Source organism: Pseudomonadota bacterium (assembly GCA_030859565.1).
Lineage (GTDB): Bacteria > Pseudomonadota > Gammaproteobacteria > JACCXJ01 > JACCXJ01 > USCg-Taylor.
Genome location: JALZJW010000079.1, coordinates 1 through 18,134, shown reverse-complemented (window position 1 = coordinate 18,134; position 18,134 = coordinate 1). Strand labels below are relative to the sequence as shown.

Sequence of the window (18,134 nt, the reverse complement as noted above, 5' to 3'; positions counted from 1 at the left end):
CATCTGGGCTTGCTCGCGACACTTTTGCAGAGCTTCCTTAGAGAGCTTCCTTTTGGTCATGGAGAAAACGCATCGAAAGATCGATCGCCCGGATATGCTTAGTCAGGGCGCCGACGGAAATGAAATCGATTCCCGTGCCGGCCGCCGCTCTCAGCGTGTCGAAATCGAATCCGCCCGAGGCCTCGATCCGGACCCGCCCGCGATTGCGGGCGACAGCCGCGTGCAGTTGATTCACGGTGAAGTTATCGAGTAATACGATGTCGGCGTCGGCAGAAATCGCCTCGTCAAGCTGCGCCAGATTTTCCACTTCCACCTCAACCTGCATCTCCGGGTAGCGCGCCTTGGCATTAGTGACGGCGCCGGCGATCGAGCCGACGGCGGCGATGTGGTTTTCCTTAATCAGGATCCCATCGAACAAGCCGAGGCGGTGGTTGTAACCCCCGCCGCAGCGAACGGCGTATTTCTGCGCCTCGCGTAATCCCGGGATGGTCTTTCTCGTATCGAGCAATTTGGTGTGGGTGCCTTGCAACGTACGGGCATAGGCGCGCGTCACGGTGGCGGTCCCGGACAACGTCTGCAAGAAGTTCAGGGCGGTGCGCTCGCCGCTCAATAACGCGCGGGTGGGGCCGGCGAGCACGCAGATCTCTTGATTAGGCAGGACCTCGTCGCCATCGTGCGCCTGCCATGCAATCTCGACCCGCGTGTCGAGCCGATGAAAGACAGCGCTAAACCAGTGTGTTCCGCACAGAACCGCATCATCCCGTGTTAGCACATGGGCCCTCGAATGGTGGTCCGGCGGGATCAAAACCGCGGTGAGATCACCCTCGCCTACATCTTCTTGGAGGGCCTGAGCCACGGCAATATGATTTAAAGAATCATCTAACACATTGTCTCATATGTGATTATATTTGAACTCACGGCGTGAGGCAGTTACGCAATTCATCTCGACAACAGCTTGAATATCTTAAAAAAGTTGCATCGGTTTAAAAGACATAGCCATTAATCCCATGCTAGAATGCGAGCTGGCGCAGGGTTTCTTTACCACCGGGAGGCATTCACCTGTCCGGACACGAGTCTGACATAGACGGCGGCACAGTGCATCCAGGGCATCAAGAACGACCAAAGGAAGTCCCTAAAACGATGTATGCACTGACACGAGAAGGGTGTGTGCGAAGACAGCTCGTGGATGAAGCGCCACTGCCGGCCGGCCGGTTGCGCGTGGACGAAGAGGGGTGGTTGACCGGGGTTCGCCGGCTCCCGTCCCCCAACTGTGACGATCGGCCTCCGGGTACGCCCATCGATCTTTTGGTGATACACGCGATTAGTCTGCCTCCCGGAATTTATGGAGGCGATTATATCGATGAATTTTTCACCAATCGATTGCATGCCGATGCGCATCCTTACTTTCGGACCATTGAAACGCTGCGGGTATCGGCGCACGTGGTGATTAAACGTGAGGGTGAAGTAATCCAATACGTGCCTTTTCACCGGCGGGCGTGGCATGCAGGCGTGTCCGAGTTTCAGGGCCGGCGTTCTTGCAATGACTTTTCCATTGGTATTGAATTGGAAGGCCGGGACGACGATCCCTATGAAGAGATGCAATACGGTGTACTGGCGGAACTTTCCAAGCTGATTATGCGGGTGTGGCCGGGGATCGCGCTTGGCCGAATCGTTGGGCATTGCGATATAGCGCCAGGCCGCAAGACCGATCCGGGACCGGCGTTCGACTGGGGTAGATTAAAAAAACTAATAGTTATGTGATGGGCTAAACAGTGATGGAGGAATAACAATGAACCTACTTGTCATCCTGATTGCCACGGCGGTGGAGAAATTGCTAGCGGAACCGTTAGCAAAATTCAGGGAGCTGCGAAGGCTGGGCTGGTACCGTGCTTTTGCGGGCATGGCCGAGCAGAAGCTCGGGGGTATCGAAGTCTTCAAAGGTCCGGTGGGCGTTGCTATTTTGATTGCCTTACCGGTTTTAGTATTTTATGTCGTGTTCTCATTTATCAATGGCATCCTCGCGTTTCTTGGATTCTTGCTGTCGATTGTGATCTTGTTGTACTGCCTCGGCCTGCAGGACCTCGATGCGGAAATCAAGGCTATCGTTAATGCGATACGCGGCGGCAACGAGGACGAGGCGAATCGCTTAGCACAGGCGTTTTCCCGTTCCGCAAGCCCGGTGGATACGCAATCGCGCGGCCGGACGGTGGTGGAATCGGTATTTACCGAAGCGAATGGGCGCGTGTTCGGGGTTATATTTTGGTTTGCGTTATTGGGCTGGTTCGGCGCGGTGCTGTTCCGGTTTTCCAATGAGTTGAGTCATTACGCCACCCAGGCCTCCTCGGGCCTGAGCGAATGGGCCGGCCGGGTGCGCAATGCACTGTCTTGGATCCCGGCGAGAATCGCGGCTCTTGGATATGCCGTCGCCGGTAATCTCACGGGTGCATTCAATCACTGGCGAGTGACGGAAACTCTCGATTTACAGCACACCGATACCGTGCTCAAACAAAGCGGGACCGGCGCATTGGAGGGGGCGATTTCGGGTGATGAGGTTGAGAGAATCACGGCGGCACAGGCCCTGGTATTTCGCACGCTAATGGTACTGCTCGCGATACTGGTGATCATTCATGTCATTAGCTGGATACCGTAGCCGACCGGTCGCCCGCGGACTTTGCAAGGGCTCGGCGCCCGCCGGGCCGCCGGAAGGCATTCCTTCCGGCGGCCGAGCCGGCAGCGTTGCGTAGTACATCGCCTTAGAACTGCAGCACTGTTTGCGCATAGAAGTAGTTCGAGTCATCCGTATCGACCGGGGCGTTCGGGGCGTCCTCCGCGAATTCGCCTTTAACAAGATACGCCCAGCCTGCTTCTAGCGTGATGTTCTTCGGGATCACCTGCCAGTTGACACTCGCTTCGATTTGATGGCCGATAAAATCTCCCGACTGACCCGTGACATCGCGGATGTTGGCTGTAGTCCACGCGTCCTTCGATTGCGCAAGCCAGAAAAGGCGGTGACCAATGAACGCCGATACGGTCTCGTGAGGCTTTACTATTAGCCGGTAACCGGGCGAGCTGATATTACTTCTCGCAAACGCACCCCAGATCCCGGTGGGACCGAATTCGAAGCGGCGCGCGCCAAACAGCGTATCGAATCGACCGTTGTCGTCATCGGTGGGGTCCTCATCTCCACTCGCATAATCGTATTGAGCCAGGAAGCGAGGCGACCAGGGAAGAGCGAAGGTGTAACCGATCTGCCCATGCTGCATATGAGCAAAGTGATCAAGATCCTCGGTGTCGGTTACTTGGGTGGAGGCGCGCGATTGGCCAAACTGATAGATAGATTCGAGCTCGAAATCGACCTGTCCCTTAGCAGGATCTTTAAAGATCCGAAACCCCGGCGTATAGAGCTCTCGGTCCCGCGTCGCGAGATCGGAGCCGTCCTCTTCGTTCAACGCCAGGAAATAGATTCTCCGTTGGCGCCCCACATGACCTGATCGCGGCGTAAAAACAAGGCGCCAAAGTAGGTGTTAAAACTTTCTTCATCGAATTCGACTTCATCGTTTACGATTTCGCTAACGGTGTCCGGGAGGCGGGTCAGGGGAGCACGAAGAAGCTTCGCGCTTGCCATTGCCCCGGTATCTCAGTCATAAAATGTAAACCCGTGAACGAGTTGATAGTATTCCGGAAGGAATTTCGTGCAACCAACCTGCGGCTCCCAAGATCGATGGTTTGGCGCCCGCCTTTGAATTCGGCGCTCAAATCGGAACCCAAGAGATTCTTGGTGTTCCAGGCGGCGTAGGCTTGCAAGAGTTCGGCTTCATCAACCTGGGTCGTGTCGATCGGGGTCCCGCTGTCGTCGAGTGCCAAGCGAGAGTCCATGAACTCGCCGCCAACACGCCACGACGCGAATGTCGCTTCAAGCAATGCCAGCGTGCGAAAAGCGATGACTTGATCACCGCCGGTGCCGAGCGCGCGAAATTGATTGTCCACGCTTTCATAGCGCGTGCGATGCTCGAAAGAGAGTTGTAACCAGGGGGGTAAGCTTAGCGCGTCGTGGACTCGCCACGGCATAGGTGCAGCTTGCTCGGCGCTGAGCAGCGAGCTCCAAAGGAGTAAGGGATAGACCAGTGTCGTTTTTGTAATCATTTAATTCGCTCTAAGTCTTAGGTGGTGACTACGTCGTGACTCGATTCCCCAGATGGTGATTATCGTTTCTCTTTCCGGTCACGGACGACCTTTATTCGAATCTAAATATGCATATTCATACCGAATGTAATAAATTCCAGCGCCTGTAATATAATATGTGATACAACAGTCCCGAATAAATAGGAAAAGTGATACATATATGAGTAGGCGCCGCATCCGGTTTGGCGAGGAAAGTCGGCCATGGAGGAGATGAGGACGGCGGCGGTGACCGCATTGAACATGGTACTGGGTTTCGATGCGAGGCTCGCCGAAATCGTGTTGTTGTCCTTGCAGGTCAGCCTAACGGCGGTGGCCTTGGCGACGTCGATCGGATTTCCGCTGGGCGCGGCGATCGCGATCACCCGATTCCCGGGCCGTCGGTTCTTGATGATCCTTATGAGTGCTTTGATGGGCTTACCGCCGGTCGTGGTCGGCTTGACCGTGTACTTATTGCTATCGCGTTCGGGCCCGCTCGGTGAATTCGGACTCCTGTTTCGCCCAACGGCGATGGTGATTGCACAATGCATACTGGTGACACCCATCATTGCCGCCTTGAGCCGGCAAGTGTTCCGGGATCTATGGGAAGAGTATCAGGAGCAGCTGAGATCGCTCGGCGCCAGCCGCATTCAAGCTCTGCGGACTCTACTGTGGGAAGGACGGTATCGATTTCTGACTGTGGTGCTCGCCGGTTTCGGGCGGGCGGTCGCGGAAGTGGGGGCGGTTTTGATCGTAGGGGGTAACATCGCGGGCGAAACCCGGGTGATGACGACGACAATCGTGTTGGAAACCGCAAGGGGGGATCTAGCTCTAGCGCTTGCGATCGGTTTCGTGCTCATCTTTATAGTCTTGATGATAAATGCAGCTGTCTACTTTACCAAAGACGCTTCCGAACCGTTCGCCGACTGAGATCTCCTCGATCGCCGGACCGCGAGGATTACGGGCAGGTGGGGGGATCCTCCCTCTTCGAATAGAGAGGCTTAGTTTTCATAGAGACGGTCAGGCACTGTTGGAAGAAGTTTCTTGCTGTCTGGATCACGGTAGGAGCACCGTCGTGCTCGGACCCAATGGCGCGGGTAAGAGTCTGTTCCTGCGTCTCTGCCATGGGCTTTTGGCCCCGAGCAGTGGGCGGATCAGGTGGCTCGGGCCCGCTGCCGATCGAGCACAAGCCTACCAAGCGATGGTGTTTCAAAGGCCCGTCCTCCTTCGTCGCTCCGTGGCTGCCAATATCGATTATGCCTTAGGCATACAGGGTATCGATCGCGCCGTGCGAGGATCGCGAGTCACACAAGCATTGATGATGGCGGGGCTGGAACGGCTGGCAGGCCGCTACGCGCGGATCTTGTCGGGCGGTGAGCAACAGCGCTTGGCACTAGCGCGCGCCTGGGCGGTGGACCCGGAAGTGTTATTTTTAGACGAGCCTACAGCGAGTCTGGACCCGGCGGCGACGCGCGCCGTCGAAGACGTGATCCGGATCTTTCGCGATACTGGCACCAAGATCATCATGACCACCCATGATCTAGGACAAGCACGCCGTCTGGCTGACGAAGTCTTATTTCTACACCGCGGCCGGTTGCTGGCGCATGCACCCGCCCCGGATTTTTTTGCCGATCCTATCCATCCCGATGCGAAAGCCTTTCTGAAAGGCGATCTTTTATGGTGACGCTTTTTAACAACGACAAAAGGAGTGCAATCATGCAACTGTTTCTAGGTACACTACGATGGGCTGTCGTTTCACTCGCGTTGTCGGCATTACCGGTGCTGGCCGCCGATTCGTTTATAACGTTGGCGTCCACGACTTCCACGCAGGCTTCCGGGTTTTTCGACTATTATTTGCCCCTGTTTAAGAAAGAATCGGGGATCGAAGTGCACGTCGTCGCGGTCGGGACCGGGCAGGCGATCAAATTAGGCCAAAAAGGCGATGCCGATGTGCTACTGGTTCACGACAAGATCGGTGAGCTTCAGTTCCTCGAAAAGGGTTACGGTGTCGATCGCCGTGAAGTGATGTATAACGACTTTGTGATCGTCGGCCCCGAAAAAGATCCTGCTGGGATCAGATCTCAGCAGGACGCGGTCAGTGATTTTCAGAAGATCGCAAAGTCCAAACAGACCTTTGTATCCCGCGGTGACGATAGCGGCACCCATCGCCTCGAATTACGCTTATGGAAGGAAGCCGGCATCGATCCAAAAGAGGGGCTGGGTAAAAACTACAAGGAAGTCGGTTCCGGTATGGGGGCAACGCTCAATACCACGGTGGGTTTGAATGCTTATACGCTTTCGGATCGCGCCAGTTGGGTGACGTTCAAGAATCGCGGCGAACTGGCCTTGCTGGACGAGGACGACGAAAAGCTCTTTAATCAATACAGCGTGATCTTGGTGAACCCCGCGAAACACAAGCACGTCAAGAAAGACGCGGGTCTAGCTTTTATGGATTGGATGATCTCATCCGAAGGTCAGGCGGCCATAGCGGCATTCCAAGTGGAAGGCCAGGTACTATTCAAACCCAATGCTGCAGATGTAAAGAAAACGGGGACCGAATAAAGTAAAGTCATCGTGGAGATCAGGTTCGGTCTGCATTGGTCGCTGGGGCTCGCTCGAGCGGAGGCGGTCGAGCCTGAGCTCTTCCGACTGCTACAATACATGCACGAGCGCGGCTCGCTGCAGGTCGCCGCTAAAGACCAAGGGGTTTCCTATCGCTATGCCTGGGGCCTCATGCAGAAATGGGAGCGCGCGCTGGGCCAGCCGCTGGCACGTCTAGAACGCGGTCGGGGCGCTACCCTGACGCCGCTCGGGCAAAAACTGCTTTGGGGGCAGCGTCGCATCAACGCACGCTTGGGGCCGGAGCTCGAGAGCCTCGCCTCCGAGCTTGCCGCGGAACTGCGCGCGGTCCTGCAGGTGGACAGCGGGCCGCCGCTGCGCATTTACGCGAGCCACGGGTTGGCGATCCCGCTGTTGCGCGATTTATTGCAAGCAGAGCGGGGGATCCGGGTCGATCTTCAGTTTCGCGGCAGTCTCGACAGCGTCCGCCTCTTGCGCGGCTCGAAGTGCGATCTGGCCGGTTTCCATCTCCCGGACGGGGCGCTCGGCGTGTGCCTCGCGCCGCGCTTTCGGCGCTCGTTGGACCCCAACTCGGATGTGCTCATTCATGCCGTGCGCCGCCGGCAGGGAATAATGGCGGCGCAAGACAATCCCAAGCGCATCGAATCGGTCGCCGATCTCGCCAAGGATTCGCTACGCTTCGTCAATCGCCAACCCGGATCGGGGACGCGCATGATCCTGGACCTTCTGCTCGAAGAGGCCGCTGTCGTGCCCGAGGCAATCCATGGCTACAGCACCGAGGAATTCACGCACCTGGCGGTGGCCGCCATCGTGGCGAGTGGCGGGGCCGATGCCGGCTTCGGGATCGAAGCGGCGGCGCGCCGCTTCGGCCTGCATTTTATCCCGGTCACCTGGGAAAACTATTGGTTCGCCCTGTCTCGCGACACCCTCTCGAAGTCCGCGGTATCGGAGCTTGTCAGCATGCTGCGTAGCGCCGAGTTTAAATCCCAAGCCGGCGCGCTTCCGGGTTACGATGCTGCTCAGGCAGGAACGATCGTGCCGGTCGATAGCGTCATCGCCTATAGCGACGCCCCGGCAGTCTGGGCTATTCCGCCTGAGCATCCGCCTCGGTCTTGAGCGTGCGAGCACGCGCGAAGCGCGTTGCATTTTCGTAGCTCACTCCGGATAACAGCAGTGTGGTTTGCAACATTCGGCGCTTGCGTCGATAACTGCAGCGATGCGGCATTTGTCACATTCCGCAACGGCTCAAACTCCCCTAAGATGCGCTACAGCTTAGCCTCCACGATTTTGCCCCCGCCAGGGGGCTTTTTTATGTGGGTGGTTGGGCGAAGGCCGCAGTAGCGGCAAATCGCTGGATTTCGCCTCGATTTTCACTGTGATTGACAACAGGCCCGGCCCTCAGTACTTTCCTACCTGAGCAAAAAGGGCGTTTATTCTATACCCCGCCTTACACGCATCGTGACCCATGGCGCTACACCCTGAATTCCCGACATCGCCCTATGCCGAACTGCCGCCGGACGGGCGCTGGTTCCCGGCCGCGGAAGAACTTCGTAGCACGGCCTACGAAAAGCTACTACCGCCCCTGGTCGCCAAGGTACGCGGCGAGGTCGCAGCCTGGCGGGGTGCGGGCTACGCCGGCGCCTCGGAGACCTCCCGCGCGCTGCTTAGCTGGTGGTTCGAGACCGAGCACCTGGTCGAGCAGGCCGACGGCACGCTGTCGCCGTTCCGTTATTACTTCGCGCAGCGCGAAGCGGTGGAAACGGTGATCTGGTTGCATGACGCGCGCAAGGTCAGGGACAAGTTCGACCTGCTCCGATTCGATGCGTCGGGCGCGGTCTCGGCGGGGATGTTCGACGAGGACTGGCCGCGCTATGTCCTCAAGATGGCGACCGGCGCGGGCAAGACCAAGGTGTTGTCGCTCCTCATCGCCTGGAGCTTCTTCCACAAGCTCTACGAACCGGACTCCGCGCTCGCCAGGAACTTTCTCTTGATCGCGCCGAACATCATCGTCCTCGACCGGCTGCGTGCCGATTTCGACGGGCTGCGCATCTTCTTCAATGACCCGATTCTGCCGGACAACGGTCACGCGGGCCGCAACTGGCGGGACGATTTCCAGCTCACGCTGCACATTCAGGATGATGTTCGCGTCGTGCGCGAGACGGGCAATCTCTTTCTCACCAACATTCATCGTGTCTATCTAGGCGATGTACGCGAGCCGTCTCTGGAAGATGACGACCTGCGCGATTATTTCCTCGCGCCCTTCGGTCCCAAGCCGGCCGGCAAAACCACCGACAGCAGAACCGATCTCGGCGAGATCGTCCGCGAAATCGAAGAGCTGGCCGTGTTCAATGACGAGGCCCACCATATTCACGATCCGAAGATGGCCTGGTTCAAGAGTATCCAGGACATCCACCACCGGATGTTGCAGAAGGATGGGCGTTTGGCCTTGCAGGTGGACGTGACCGCCACGCCCCGGCACAACAACGGCGCGATCTTCGTGCAGACGGTCTCGGATTATCCACTGGTCGAGGCCATCCACCAGGACGTCGTCAAGCACCCGGTACTGCCGGATGCGCCGAGCCGCGCTAGATTACAGGAGCACAAGAGCGCGATCTTCACCGAGCGTTACGCGGACTACCTGCAACTCGGGATCGAGGAGTGGCGAAAGAGCTACTCCGAGCACGAGGCGCTGGCCAAGAAGGCGGTGCTCTTCGTCATGGTGGACGACACCCGCAACTGCGACGAGGTTGGCGCTTGGCTGGAAAAGACTTGTCCCGAGTTGCAAGACGCGGTGCTGATCATTCACACCAAGAACAACGGCGAGATCTCCGAGGCATCCACCGGCAAGAACAAAGACGAACTGGAGCTGTTGCGCAAACAGGCGAACGCGATCGACTCCTGGGCCAGCCCATACAAAGCCATCGTCTCCGTGCTGATGCTCAAGGAGGGTTGGGATGTGCGCAACGTCACCACCATCGTTGGCCTGCGCGCGTTCGCCGCCCCAAGCAACATACTCCCCGAACAAACCATAGGGCGTGGTCTACGGCGGATGTACTTCGGATCTCAAATCCCGGAGACCGTCGCGGTCATGGGCACGCCCGCCTTCATGGAGTTCGTCGAATCCATTCAAAGCGAGGGAGTCACCTTCGAACGGGTGCCGATGGGGCCGGGCGCCGGCCGCAAGGATTCGCTCATTGTCGAGGTGGACACCCAGAACGCCGACAAAAACCTCGATGTGCTGGACATTGAAATTCCGAAACTCTCGCGCCGCTTCAACCGGGAGTACAAGAACCTCGAAGCGCTGGATCCGGCAAGCTTCGGCAATCCGAAGCTTCCGCTTAAACCCTTCACGCCGGAAGAGACGCGCGAGATCGTCTTCAAGACCATGCTCGATGCCGAGGTGCATCACACCATCCGGCTCGATAGCGCCGGCCCCGCGGACTATCGCTCCGTGGTTGCTTTCTTCGCCCGCCAACTATTGAAGGAACTGCGCCTCGTGGGCGGCTACGACGTGCTTTATCCGAAGGTCAGAGCGTTCATGGCCGGGCATCTGTTCGAAACAAAGCCGGTCAACCTCGAAGATCCGGTGGTGCTGCGTAATCTCTCCGAGCCCGAGGCCGGGAAGATCCTGTTCGACTCTTTCAAGCAAGCCATCAACGCGCTCACGGTTCAGGATACCGGCACCTCCCGGATCGAAGACCGCATTCGGCTGCGGGACACGCGTCCTTTCCGCACCGAGAACCGGCCCTACCTCGCGCCCAAGAAATCGCTGTTCAGCAAAGTCGTCGGCGAGCCGCACGCCGGAGGCTTCGAGCTGAGCTTCGCGCGCTTTCTCGACGAGGCACCGGATGTCGTCGCCTTCGCCAAGAACTACCTCGCCGTCGGTTTCAAGATCGATTACGTGAAGGCCAGCGGCGATCTCTCGAACTACGTTCCCGACTTTCTCGTGAAAACCACTGACGGCACGGTCTGGATCGTCGAAACCAAAGGCCGCGAGGAGATTGACCTGCCGCAAAAAATGGCCCGGCTCAAACAATGGTGCGCGGATGCGACAAGCGCGAGCCGGGCAGAGGGCGGGCCCGAGTACCGTTTCCTCTACGTGGACCAGCAGGGCTATGAGCGTACGCCAACCAAGGACTTCGCCGGCTTGACCGCCGCCTTCCGGGACTATCAGCACTGAGTTAAACTAACCATAAACCCATATTTATGGAGATGCCGACGTGAAAACTACGCTGGAACTGCCCGACCGGCTGATGCGCGAAGTAAGAATCCGCGCCGCACAGACCGACCGCAAGCTCAAGGATGTGGTCGCCGACCTGATCGCGCGCGGGCTGGGCGAAGAGCAGCAGGAGCCGCACGCGGTGCAGCCGGATCTGACGCGGTTCGTCGGCGCGCACCCGCGCTACAAATCTATGGACGAGGTCGTCGCCTACGTCAGAGAACTGCGAAAAGACCGCGATGAGGATTGAGAAACTACGGGGACAACGAATTTACCTCGACAGCAATGCGCTCATCTACGCCATAGAAACCGACGCCGCCACACAGCCCGCCGCCGTCCGTTCGCTCTTGCAGGCTGTCAGTTCCAGCGAAGTCCAGGCGTTTGTTTCGCCAATCGTCCGCGCCGAGGTCCTGGTGCAGCCTTTGAGAAGCGGTAACGACCGGCTGGCGGAGATATACCGGACCATGCTCGCCCGGCCGGGGCCGATCGCCATCATTTCGGTGGACGACGCCGTCGCGGACCTGTCCGCCGAACTGCGGGCGAAGCACCGTGGGTTGAAGCTTGCCGATGCGCTTCATCTAGCTGCGGCGCTTTCCGCGGGCTGCCGTGCCTTCATCAGCGGGGATAAGCGGATCAAGACCGCTGCACGGCGGCGCATCGCTGTATTGTCCTTTGGGGACATAGTTGTTTGAGCCATGCCTATCCGGTTGACGTCCAAGACCCCTATGAGTAGTACTCGGGTAAGGCGTAACCACCAATCGGTAGTACCGTTGGGCGCGAACCGGATAGGCATGGTTTGAGCGTCATGTCCCGTACGACCAAACCCACCTACGACCTCACCGACGCCGAAAAGCGCGACCTGATCCAGCTCATCCAGCAGGGGAAGCCGCTGCCGGAGCATTACCGCTTCATCCTGTTCGAGGACAAGCGCGAGGTGGAATTGGTCTGGAACGGCAAGAGCCGCGAGGTCTGCACCACTGTCCTGCCCTTCCAGTCGCTGGAGCACGTGGACGAGCCGCGCCGGGAAGCGCCGGAGTCGCCGCAGCTCGATCTCTTCGATTTCCGCGGCCGCCAGCTCAAGGGCTGGACCAACAAGCTCATCTGGGGCGACAACAAGCTGATCCTGTCGTCATTGAAGAGCGGCGCGCTGCGCCGCCAGATCGAGGACGCGGGAGGCTTGAAGCTCATCTACATCGACCCGCCCTTCGACGTCGGCGCTGACTTCTCTATGGACATCGAGATTGGCGGCGAGACCTTCCACAAGGAGCCGAACCTCTTGGAGCAGATTGCCTACCGCGACACCTGGGGGCGCGGCGCGGATTCGTTCATTTCGATGATCTACGAGCGGCTGATCCTGATGCGGGATTTGCTGGCGGAGGAGGGGAGTATTTACGTGCACATGGGGCCGTTTATATCGAGCTACGTAAAGCTCATACTCGACGAGATTTTTGGAGCCAGCAACTGTATCTCTGAGATTTCGTGGAAGCGACAGCAGGCTCACAGCGATTCAACAACCTTTGCGACTTTGCACGAGCAGATTTTCTTCTACACGAAATCCGAGCGGTTCTCTTTCAATACGCAGTATGTGCCTTACACAGATAAGCACGTTGAAGAGAACTACCGGTATCGCGACGAACGCGGCCTATTTGCACTGGGCCAGACGAAGGCTCCAGGCAATCGTGGCCCGCGTTATGAGTGGAAGGGCATAACACGACACTGGCGCTTCACGGAAGAAAATATGCGTCGGCTCGAAGCCGAAGGGCGCATCTACTATTCCAGTTCTGGAGTTCCTTGGAAAAAACTGTACCTCGACACGATGCAGGGCGTTGTGGCCGGGACAATTTGGACCGACATCAACCCAGTTCACGCTCAGGACAAACGGGAGCGCCTTGACTATCCGACTCAGAAACCCGAGGCCCTGCTCGAACGCATTATCAAGGCCAGCAGCAACGAAAGCGACGTCGTTGCCGATTTCTTCTGCGGTTCCGGCACCACGGCAGCGGTGGCGGAGAAGCTTGGGCGGAAGTGGATCTGCACCGATCTCGGCAAGTTCGCCATCCACACCACGCGCAAGCGGTTGATCCAGGTACAGCGCGAGCTGAAGCCGGCGGGCAAGCCGTTCCGAGCCTTCGAGGTGTTGAACCTCGGCCGCTACGAGCGCCAAGTCTATCTCAACGTCGGCGGCCGGCTCACCGGCCAGCAGAAGGAACAGGCGCTGGCGCAGAAGGAGCGAGAGTTCCGCGAGCTGATCCTGCGCGCCTATCGCGCCCAGCCACTCGAAGATGCGAGCTTCTTCCACGGCAAGAACGCGGGGCGCTTGGTTGTGGTCGGCCCGATCAACCTGCCGGTAGGACGGCTCTTCGTCGAGGAGGTCATCACCGAATGCCGCAAGCGCGGCGCCTCGCGCGTGGACGTGCTGGCCTTTGAGTTCGAGATGGGTCTCTTCCCCGCCGTGCTCGACGAGGCCAAGGGCAAGGGCATCGACCTCGCGCCGAAATACATCCCGGCGGAGGTCTTCGACAAACGCGCCGTGGACAAGGGCCAGGTGGTGTTCCACGACGTGAGCTTTGTCGAGGCCACGCCGCGCTACGACAAGAAGGACCAGCTCACGCTCCAGATCGAGCTTACCGACTTCTCCGTCTACTACACCCAAGGCGCGCTTGATGCCGCCGCCGCAAGTCTCAAGAACGGCAAGTCCCAGGTCGTCTGCGAGCAAGGCCAACTCATCAAGATAAGCAAGGACAAGGAGGGCATCGTCACCCGCGAGACGCTTACCAAGCACTGGACCGACTGGGTGGACTACTGGGCCGTGGATTTCGACTACATGTCGCGCCGTGAGATCATCAAGGTGGCGCGGGATGCGGGGATTGGGATCGATGTAGGTCGGGTTAGCCCGCAAGGGCGTAACCCGACACCCGAGCCGAACGCCTCGACGTCGGGTTACGCTACGCTAACCCGACCTACGGCTACTACGGCTACGGCTGGCGTTGAAGAACCAGAGTTCGAGGATCGCTGGACCGGCGGCTACATCTTCGAAAACGAATGGCAGAGCTTCCGCACCCGCAAGAACCGCACGCTGGAACTCCTCTCAGCGCCACATACCTACACCCAGGCGGGCCGCTACACCGTGGCTGTCAAGGTGATCGACATCTTCGGCAACGACACAATGACCCTGATGCCGGTTAGCGCGGGGTGATCCATTTTGCTACGAGTGTTCTATTCTGAAGAACGGCCAAAGTGTTATGACCGACACAAACAACGTATCCGAAAAACTGCGTAAGACCGTCTTTATCAGCCACGCCCGGCCTGAAGACGACGAGTTGACGCGCTGGCTGTGTGGCCGTCTAAGTGCGCGCGGCTACCAAGTGTGGGCCGACTTGGAGCAACTTCACGCGGGCGATCCTTTCTGGACCGATATAGAAAACGCAATTCGGTTCGACACGATTCGTTTCCTAAGTATCGTCACTCACGTTTCCGTCACCCGAAAGGGCGTAAAGGATGAACTAGCTGAAGCTTGCGATGTAAGCCGAAAGCTGGGAGATCCCCGCTTCATCATTCCCGTTAAGGGCGATGATCTCCCATGGGATGAGTTTCCGATTCAGTTAAAGCAAGCCAATGGCCTCGACTTCTCAAATGATTGGTCGGAAGGCTTTTCCAAGTTACTGAAAACGCTCGAGCGCAACCAGGTGCCCCGGAATGAAGGTGACCCGGAGGTATCGCGGATCGCATCTTTATTGGTTAGCGGACGGGAACAGATCAAGCCGGAGCCTGAAGCGGCGCTCCGTAACTGGCTATCAATCCACGTACTTCCAAGCGACATCAACTATTTCTATAGCTCTCTGTCTTCGAATGAGCTGAGCGCAATACGTGGTCTGATCAAAGTTCCACATGCGGTCCATCAACGCCTGATCTTATCGTTTGCAAACCTGGAGACCGTGCGCGCGGCGGTTCCTGAACATGTCGTCATAGAATCCCGCTACACAATCAAGCTTACGGAATTTCTAGGAGGTAAACCCCTACATGCTCCTGAGACGGGGAAGCGGGAGGCACAAAATTTCCTCTCAGACATCGTGCGACAAGCAATCGAGTACTTCCTGCGCGCCAAGGGGCTTGTACAATTCGACTATCGATGGTTCGTTCCAAATCAATGGCGCGTAAATAATGAAGGCCATTATGTTAAGCCGGGCGGTAAAGCAGGCTACCGGGTATTGGTTGGCAAAGCTAAAGACTTGACATGGCACTTCGGGATTTCGTTGCAGGTCAAAGCTGCGGAACCGCGCGGCGTGCAGATTGTTCCCCACGTCTTATATTCAGCCAACGGCATCACTCCTCTGTCAGACCAAAAGCATTTGCGCCGTCGCTACTGCAAGCTATGGTGGAATGACAAATGGCGCGACTTGCTGCAAGCGTTTCTGGCAGAGTTGTTCGGGAAGGAAGCAAAGTCGACGAATATCAGCCTCGGTGGATCCGCGGAAATGCTATTGGACGCCTCCATGATGACTGTTCAACTACCCGTCTGTTACGTGGCTGACAACGCTTACTTGCCTGAGGATGAAGAAGACCCGACTGATTGGGATGATGATGAGATTGAAGACGACACGGTGATCGCGTGAGCGGCCTGGTCGAAGCGATTCATTTGGAAGAGCCGAACCTCTTATTCGGACATCGACAACGCTCGGAGTATGTAAAAGATGGCTTATTTTTGTTTGGTCCCCTGCAAGGCGTTCCAGGCGCATCTGGGATGCGTTTCGGCGTGATTGGTACTGTTCACGGGCTGCGTCGTTTCAAACGCTGGTCCGGAGAAGTTTGTACTCGTATTGGACCTGATTCCGACAAGGCGCATCGTATGGGATGGCCGGGGTTTTCCGCAGTATTTGATACTGTGTGGCCCGCAGAGCCGATGGCATGTGTAACCGTGGATAGCGACAGGGTCCAGACTGCCATTCGTCGAGAAAATCGGCATGAAGCCGTTTATGAATGCGTAGAAATTTATGAAACCGCTATCAGCCAATATCTGCGTCGTGAAGAAGCGCAACCAGACTTTTGGTTTGTCGTGATTCCCGAAGACGTCTACCGATTGGGTCGTCCGCTGCAGACAGTGCCGACAGCCGAGCGAACGCAATCTAAGCTACCGATGTCGAGCCGGGAGGCACACAAACTCCTAGATAACCCGACTAGATTGCTATTCGCCGATTGGCAACGCGATGCCGAACAAACGCTTGAAGTCGAACGCTACGAGGTCAATTTTCATAACCAACTTAAGGCCAAGATGTTGAGGCACCATGTGGTTGTACAGATCGTCCGCGAAACCACTGTGGCGCCAGATGATTTCCAAACACGATTAGGAAAACCCAAGAGACGAGTTGAGGATCCAGCGACAGTCGCATGGAATCTTTGCACCACGGCGTTTTTTAAAGCTCAGGGGCAGCCGTGGCAGCTCGATGGAGTCCGACCGGGAGTTTGCTACGTAGGTCTCGTCTACAAGCAATTACACCAACCCACACGGGAGGCAAACGCTTGCTGCGGCGCACAGATGTTTTTGAACTCCGGTGATGGCGTAGTGTTTAAGGGCGTCGATGGAAACTGGTATCAGGCTGATCGCAAGGAAAGTCATTTATCAGAAGAGAAAGCGCGCGAGCTGATGTCCTTGGTGGTTCAAACGTACAGAGACAAGCACGGACAACTCCCTACTGAACTGTTTATTCATGGGCGAGCGCGTTTCGATGAAGCGGAATGGCGCGGATTCCAATCGGCTGTCCCTCGAGAGGTACGGCTTTCAGGTATTCGAATTCGGCGCGTTAGTAACGACAAGCTTTACAGAGTAGACGGCGCAACACCCGTGTTGCGAGGAACGGCGCTTATCCTGAATGAACGGCGGGCATTGCTATGGTCTCTTGGATATGTTCCGAGATTGCAAACGTATCCCGGATGGGAAGTCCCTACGCCGTTGGAAGTGGAAGTGAACCGTGGTGAGGCACAGATCGAACGAGTGCTAAGAGACGTGTTCGGTCTGACGAAGCTCAATTACAACTCTTGCATTTATGGAGATGGCAGGCCGGTTACTCTCCGTTTTGCGAATGCTGTTGGAGAAATTCTTACAGCTGTGCCTGGCGACATCGATTACAAGCCGCTACCTTTTCGGTTTTACATTTGAAGAATGTAGCCGTGAGGGGCAACGGACGTTGTAGACAAGATTATTCTCCGAGCGCTCGGATTCATTAGTGCCGCTGCTCAAGCGATCGCGCGCACGTGAACCGTCGCAGGGTATGAATCCAGGTCCATGCCGCTCTTGATTCATTGTACGCAGAAACTGCTGGCGGAAATCCCGGACCGCTTCATTGACCCGTCCGCTTCGGGCGCAAGCTGGCACGCCAATCTGCTGCGGTTCGACCGGCGCAAGTGTGTGCTGTTCACGCACGACGAGTCCTTGTACTCGGTGTTCGTGCCGGGCTTGAGAAAACCGGAGTTCGAGCAGTTGGATGAGGTCTTCGGCCAGCGCCTGTTCAAGGCGCTGGTGTGGGACGAGTTTGCTCAAACCCAGATCGAACGAATGCTGGAAGCTTGCCGCGTGGTCCGCTTCACCCGTTCCAGCAACCGCAGCGTGCTGGGCTCGATGAATGACATGCGGTTTCAGATCGGAGCGCATATGCAATGCGACGGCGGTCTGGCAAGCGTTGACCTGGCTCAACTCCACCACGCGCTCAACCGTACACCCTTTAGTGCCATCGATTACGGGTACCCGGTCGAGCGGCTTCAGGAGCACCTGGCGTGAACGGAAAGGGTGGGTTCGGCATGCTGTTTATGCCCCAACCCACCGACTCGGCCCGCGCAGCGGGCCTCCTTTTCAAGCCGTACTCCAAGGTATCGGCCTGCGGCCGACGGGTTGGTGCGTTACGCCGCAAACAGCGCGGCTTACGCACCCTACATCTGAGGCGAGGGAGAGAGGGCGTGTGAGTTTATTTGGAGTCTTCAACATTCAAGACGTGGTGTCTAATCTCCTTGGTATCCCGCTTCACGTTGATGTCGGATCCGAAGCACTAACGCTGTCTCGGAGTATTTTCTAATTCAAAGATGAGTCTGAAAGAAGGTAGTAAAGCCTGGCCTCCTAGGGTGAAAGAGTACTGGCCTCCGGGGATAGCTGGGGGCGTCGGGAGCCTGGGCGGTGCGACGACTGTTC

General features: G+C 57.4%; 14 protein-coding genes and 1 pseudogene. 13 read left to right on the top strand and 2 right to left on the bottom strand.

The genetic code is table 11. The features are described 5' to 3' along the window. Positions 1-37 precede the first annotated feature (37 nt). Entirely contained in the window at positions 38-856 is an 819-nt protein-coding gene (nadC, locus tag M3436_12535) for a carboxylating nicotinate-nucleotide diphosphorylase (GenBank protein ID MDQ3564924.1), read from the bottom strand. 356 nt (positions 857-1,212) lie between these two features. On the opposite strand from nadC, the gene ampD reads away from it, so the two are divergent. Together ampD and ampE are read left to right on the top strand one after the other, a co-directional pair. Next, positions 1,213-1,761, top strand: a complete 549-nt coding sequence (ampD, locus tag M3436_12530; protein ID MDQ3564923.1) for a 1,6-anhydro-N-acetylmuramyl-L-alanine amidase AmpD — start codon at positions 1,213-1,215, stop codon at positions 1,759-1,761. 28 nt (positions 1,762-1,789) lie between these two features. Continuing rightward, positions 1,790-2,650: a regulatory signaling modulator protein AmpE gene (gene ampE, locus M3436_12525; protein ID MDQ3564922.1), complete on the top strand. Its 861-nt coding sequence runs from the start codon at positions 1,790-1,792 to the stop codon at positions 2,648-2,650. A gap of 103 nt (positions 2,651-2,753) precedes the next feature. Here the strand turns inward: ampE and M3436_12520 are convergent. Next, positions 2,754-4,068: pseudogene (locus M3436_12520) on the bottom strand (alginate export family protein). Positions 4,069-4,383: 315 nt separating this feature from the next. Between M3436_12520 and M3436_12515 the strand changes: the two are divergent. The 11 genes from M3436_12515 to M3436_12465 all read left to right on the top strand — a co-directional run bounded on the left by M3436_12515 (position 4,384) and on the right by M3436_12465 (position 17,729). Continuing rightward, positions 4,384-5,088: an ABC transporter permease gene (locus M3436_12515; GenBank protein ID MDQ3564921.1), complete on the top strand. Its 705-nt coding sequence runs from the start codon at positions 4,384-4,386 to the stop codon at positions 5,086-5,088. Between the two features lie 46 nt (positions 5,089-5,134). Next, the gene (locus M3436_12510) at positions 5,135-5,842 is read left to right on the top strand and encodes a phosphate ABC transporter ATP-binding protein (protein ID MDQ3564920.1); all 708 of its coding nucleotides are present in this window, start codon (positions 5,135-5,137) and stop codon (positions 5,840-5,842) included. Positions 5,843-5,874: 32 nt separating this feature from the next. Further along, positions 5,875-6,720, top strand: coding sequence for an extracellular solute-binding protein (locus M3436_12505; GenBank protein MDQ3564919.1), 846 nt, complete (start codon positions 5,875-5,877; stop codon positions 6,718-6,720). A 12-nt stretch (positions 6,721-6,732) separates the two neighbouring features. After that, positions 6,733-7,854, top strand: a complete 1,122-nt coding sequence (locus M3436_12500; protein ID MDQ3564918.1) for a helix-turn-helix transcriptional regulator — start codon at positions 6,733-6,735, stop codon at positions 7,852-7,854. Positions 7,855-8,203: 349 nt separating this feature from the next. After that, positions 8,204-10,918 carry a DEAD/DEAH box helicase family protein gene (locus M3436_12495; GenBank protein ID MDQ3564917.1) on the top strand — a complete coding sequence of 905 codons (2,715 nt, stop codon included), beginning with the start codon at positions 8,204-8,206 and terminating at the stop codon, positions 10,916-10,918. Positions 10,919-10,958: 40 nt separating this feature from the next. Further along, the gene (locus M3436_12490) at positions 10,959-11,207 is read left to right on the top strand and encodes a hypothetical protein (protein MDQ3564916.1); all 249 of its coding nucleotides are present in this window, start codon (positions 10,959-10,961) and stop codon (positions 11,205-11,207) included. Beyond that, positions 11,197-11,649, top strand: a complete 453-nt coding sequence (locus tag M3436_12485) for a PIN domain-containing protein (GenBank protein ID MDQ3564915.1) — start codon at positions 11,197-11,199, stop codon at positions 11,647-11,649. The genes M3436_12490 and M3436_12485 overlap by 11 nt, the downstream gene beginning before the upstream one ends. A 113-nt stretch (positions 11,650-11,762) precedes the next feature. Continuing rightward, entirely contained in the window at positions 11,763-14,153 is a 2,391-nt protein-coding gene (locus M3436_12480) for a site-specific DNA-methyltransferase (protein ID MDQ3564914.1), read from the top strand. Between the two features lie 46 nt (positions 14,154-14,199). Beyond that, a complete protein-coding gene (locus M3436_12475) occupies positions 14,200-15,570 on the top strand; it encodes a toll/interleukin-1 receptor domain-containing protein (GenBank protein ID MDQ3564913.1) in 1,371 nt (456 codons plus the stop codon). Next, entirely contained in the window at positions 15,567-17,111 is a 1,545-nt protein-coding gene (locus M3436_12470; protein MDQ3564912.1) for a hypothetical protein, read from the top strand. The genes M3436_12475 and M3436_12470 overlap by 4 nt, the downstream gene beginning before the upstream one ends. Before the next feature lie 126 nt (positions 17,112-17,237). After that, complete coding sequence (locus M3436_12465; protein ID MDQ3564911.1) at positions 17,238-17,729, top strand: hypothetical protein; 492 nt, start codon at positions 17,238-17,240, stop codon at positions 17,727-17,729. Positions 17,730-18,134: the final 405 nt, after the last annotated feature.

What these genes read in the sequence shown, in the direction of transcription:
- ampE (MDQ3564922.1), top strand. Translation starts at nt 1,790, where the DNA reads ATGAACCTACTTGTCATCCTGATTGCCACGGCGGTGGAGAAATTGCTA.
- M3436_12515 (MDQ3564921.1), top strand. Translation starts at nt 4,384, where the DNA reads ATGGAGGAGATGAGGACGGCGGCGGTGACCGCATTGAACATGGTACTG.
- M3436_12505 (MDQ3564919.1), top strand. Translation starts at nt 5,875, where the DNA reads ATGCAACTGTTTCTAGGTACACTACGATGGGCTGTCGTTTCACTCGCG.
- M3436_12495 (MDQ3564917.1), top strand. Translation starts at nt 8,204, where the DNA reads ATGGCGCTACACCCTGAATTCCCGACATCGCCCTATGCCGAACTGCCG.
- M3436_12485 (MDQ3564915.1), top strand. Translation starts at nt 11,197, where the DNA reads ATGAGGATTGAGAAACTACGGGGACAACGAATTTACCTCGACAGCAAT.
- M3436_12480 (MDQ3564914.1), top strand. Translation starts at nt 11,763, where the DNA reads ATGTCCCGTACGACCAAACCCACCTACGACCTCACCGACGCCGAAAAG.
- M3436_12475 (MDQ3564913.1), top strand. Translation starts at nt 14,200, where the DNA reads ATGACCGACACAAACAACGTATCCGAAAAACTGCGTAAGACCGTCTTT.
- M3436_12465 (MDQ3564911.1), top strand. Translation starts at nt 17,238, where the DNA reads ATGCCGCTCTTGATTCATTGTACGCAGAAACTGCTGGCGGAAATCCCG.